3 protein-coding genes are annotated in these 3,658 nt (G+C 72.8%); 1 reads left to right on the forward strand and 2 read right to left on the reverse strand.

Annotated elements, in window-relative coordinates:
- Positions 1 to 46: 46 nt before the first annotated feature.
- Complete coding sequence (locus tag ACXJKL_RS17045) at positions 47 to 1,156, reverse strand: FUSC family protein (protein WP_457208210.1); 1,110 nt, start codon at positions 1,154 to 1,156, stop codon at positions 47 to 49.
- A gap of 114 nt (positions 1,157 to 1,270) precedes the next feature.
- Between ACXJKL_RS17045 and ACXJKL_RS17050 the strand changes: the two genes are divergently transcribed.
- A complete protein-coding gene (locus ACXJKL_RS17050) occupies positions 1,271 to 2,680 on the forward strand; it encodes a WS/DGAT/MGAT family O-acyltransferase (protein ID WP_457208211.1) in 1,410 nt (469 codons plus the stop codon).
- Here the strand turns inward: ACXJKL_RS17050 and ACXJKL_RS17055 are convergent.
- Positions 2,646 to 3,658: DNA methyltransferase (locus tag ACXJKL_RS17055; protein WP_457208212.1), on the reverse strand; the 1,013-nt coding region annotated here is incomplete at its 5' end. The genes ACXJKL_RS17050 and ACXJKL_RS17055 overlap by 35 nt on opposite strands.

The following is a 3,658-nucleotide window of genomic DNA, read 5'->3' on the forward strand; positions in this document are numbered from 1 at the left end:
GTTTCAGGGTGCCAAACGTCACGGACTACCCCGGAGAGCGGAAGATTCAGCGGGACGGCGGCAGCGCGTCGGTCGACTCCAGCTGCCCCATGCCGGTGAGCATCAGCAGGTCGGCGACCACGGCCCGCAGCTGGGCGAGCACGACCTCCACCGACAGCGCGTCGGTGCGCTCGATCTCCGCCGTGGCCATGCCGACGGCGAGGAGCGCCGGCTGCGCGGCGACGGCCATCCGGTCGGCCCGCAGCTCGTCGGCCACCGCGTCGACCGCGGCCGCCAGCTCCCGCGTGACCATCGGGTACGACGGGGGGAACGGCCGTCGTCGGTACGCCGCGACCGCCACGTGGCGCACCAGCACCCGGGTGCTGCGCAGCGAGCGGTCCAGGGGGTCGACCAGCTCGACCATGCGCCTCAACCCGCCCTTGTGGCGGACCCGGAACGGGCTGGAGGCGACCACGTCGAGCCCCTCGTCGGCGGCCGCGCGCAGCTCCTGGATCAGGTAGTCGGTGGCGCGCGCGTCCGCGAGGAGCTCCAGCGCGTGGTCGACCTCGCCGTCGACCATCACGTCGGCCGCCGCCCGCAGCAGCGCCGAGACCTTGCGCAGCACCTCGGAGGCCTGCTCCCGGGGTCGGCGCAGCGGCGCCGCGGGCACCACGGTCGCGGCGACCAGCGCGACGCACCCGCCCACCAGGGCGTCGGTCCAGCGCGTGAAGCCGGCGCCGGGGTCGGCGATGAGGGTGGTGATGACGATCGACTGCACCGCGGCCTGGGTGACCAGCAGCGGGCCGCCGTCGAGGAGGAAGGCCAGCGACATCGCCAGCGCGACCACGAGCGACAGCTGCCACCAGCCCGAGCCGAGCCAGTGCACCAGCAGGTCGCCGAGCAGGACCCCCACCGCGACGCCCACCGTGACCTCCGCGACCCGGCGCAGGCGTTGCCCGTACGACGTCCCGAGGCTGACCACCGCCGCGATCGGCGCGAAGAAGGGGGTCTGGTGGCCCAGCAGGTCGGACGCGACGAGCCATGCGACACCCGCGGCCAGGGAGCACTGCGCGATGGCGAACGCCTTCGAGCGGAGCCGGGCGACCCGGACGCCCAGCGACGTACGGCCGCGGCTCCACATCGCCTCGAGCGGCCCGTCGGCGGGTGCGGCCTCCATGGCGCCATCCTTGCACCGCAGGTGGCCGGGTCCGTGGACACGCCCGTGGACGTGGACGTGGCTTGTGGTGGAGGGCGCGACAGGCAAGGATCGCCCAACCCCAGGAGGTCCCGCGTGGTCAACCCCATCGATCCGACATCTGCGGCGTTCCTCTACGCCGAGAGCCGCACCCAGCCGATGCACGTCGGTGGACTCCAGCTGTTCGAGAGGCCCGAGGGCGCGGGGCCCGACTACGCCCGCCAGATGTACACCCAGATGAGCGCCCCCGAGGAGATCTCCCCGCTGTTCCTCAAGCGGCCGCACCGCTCGATCGCCACGGCGGGGCAGCTGGTCTGGGTCCCCGACGAGCACTTCGACATCGAGCACCACGTGCGGCACAGCGCGCTGCCCCAGCCGGGCCGGATCCGCGAGCTCCTCGACCTGTCCTCCCGACTGCACAGCCAGCGGCTCGCKTGGGAGCGGCCGCTGTGGGAGGCCCACGTCGTCGAGGGACTGCACGACGGCCGGGTCGCGATGTACACCAAGACCCACCACGCGCTGGTCGACGGGGTCTCGGCGATGCGGCTGCTCGCCAGCGTGCTGACCACCGACCCGGCGAAGCGCAACATGCCGGCGCCGTGGGCGGCCCGGCCCGCGAGCGCCAAGGCGCAACGCACCCGCGAGGACGCCGAGTCGTCGCTGGCGCGGGTGCCGATGAGCGCGCTGCGGTCCGCGTACGGTCTGACCGCCGAGGCCGTCGGACTGCCGTCTGCCCTCGTCAAGACGATCACGCGCGGGGTGCGCAACGAGACCTCAGCCGTCTCCCTCTACGCCCCGCGGACGATGTTCAACCAGTCGATCACCGGATCGCGACGCTTCGCGGCGCAGGACTGGCCGATCGAGCGCATGCGGGCGATCGGGCAGGCGACGGGCTCCACGATCAACGACGTGGTGCTGGCGATGTGCAGCGGGGCGCTGCGGGCCTACCTCATCGACCACGACGCACTGCCCGACACCGGGCTGGTGGCGATGGTGCCGGTCGGGCTCAACGCCAAGCAGGCGCAGGTCGCCTCGGCCGACGGCGGCAACGCGGTCGGCTCGGTGATGGTGCAGCTGGCCACCGACCTCGACGACCCGGCGGCACGGCTGGTCGCGATCCACCGCTCGATGCGCGACGGCAAGCAGGCGCTGTCGTCGATGACCCCGACGCAGATCCTGGCGATGAGCGCGATCGGGATGGCGCCGTCGATCCTCACCCCGATGCTGCGGATGCAGGGCATCGTCCGGCCGCCGTTCAACGTCATCATCAGCAACGTGCCGGGGCCGCGGTCGACGCAGTACCTCAACGGCGCGAAGCTGGTCGGGACCTACCCGCTGTCGATCCCCATCAACGGGATGGCGCTCAACATCACCTGCACGTCGTACGACGGGAGGATGGGCTTCGGGCTCACCGGCTGCCGGCGCACGGTGCCGCACCTCCAGCGATTGCTCGGGCACCTCGACGAGGAGCTCACGGCGCTGGAGAGTGCGGCGGGAGCTCGCTGAAGCCGCCGCCCAGGCAGGCGTCGACGGCCGTCAGCCGGGCCCGGGTGATGGCCGCGACCGTCGGCAGGCCGGCCAGCTGGGCGTTGGAGCCGGGGCGGGTCGGCTCCGGTGAGTTGATGCTCAGGCAGTGCCGGCTGCCGCCGTCCTCGGCGTTGGCCAGGGCCACCGCGTGCCCGGTGGTGCCGCTGCCGGCGAAGGGGTCGAGCACGGAGACGTCGGACGGCATGGTGCCGAGGATCCGGCGCACCAGCCCCGTCGGCTTGGGCGACTCGAAGACGTGGCCCACCAGGTCCTTGAGCTCCGCGACCGCGGTGTCGGTCGAGCCGATCTCCTCGCTGAGCCAGATGGTGCGCAGCTTCTTGCGGCGCCCGCCGTCACGGTGCAGCCAGTCGCGCTGGAAGATGTCGGCACGCTCGCCGAGCCTGCCCTGGATGGTGCGGCACACCAGGTCGTCGGACCGCTCGTCGACCAGCGGGGCCGACCAGCGCCACACGGCCGGGCGCCCGTCCCCGAAGACGGGCAGCAGCTCGACCGAGCCGTCGAAGGCGGCGGTGGCGACGCGACCGCTGGCCGGGTCGCCGTACAGCGGGAAGTGGAGGGTGCGCGCGGTGACGGGGTTGAACTTCTTGTTGGTGTTGCGCAGCGGCAGGTGGCGGAAGCGGCGACCGTCGGGTGCGGTGAGCGGGAAGTCGGCCTCGTCGACGTGCTCGGCGCTGCTGGCGTCCACCGCGCAGGCACCGGGGTCGCGGGCGTAGGCGAGGACGTACTCGTGGCTCGTGGCGAAGCCCCGCCCGAGCTGGCGCCCCTTGGGGTTGAGGTTGACCACCACCTGGGCGATGAAGCTGCGCTCGCCGAAGACCTCGTCCAGCAGCAGCCGCAGCCGTGCCGCCTCGTTGTCGTCGATGCTGATGAAGAGCGCACCCCGGTCCGAGAGGACCTCGCGGATGGCCTCCAGCCGGGGACGCATCATCGCCGCCC

The sequence above is a fragment of the Nocardioides sp. P5_C9_2 genome (genome assembly GCF_054049555.1).

Coding starts and splice junctions, on each gene's coding strand:
- ACXJKL_RS17045 (WP_457208210.1), bottom strand. CDS start 1,156: ATGGAGGCCGCACCCGCCGACGGGCCGCTCGAGGCGATGTGGAGCCGC.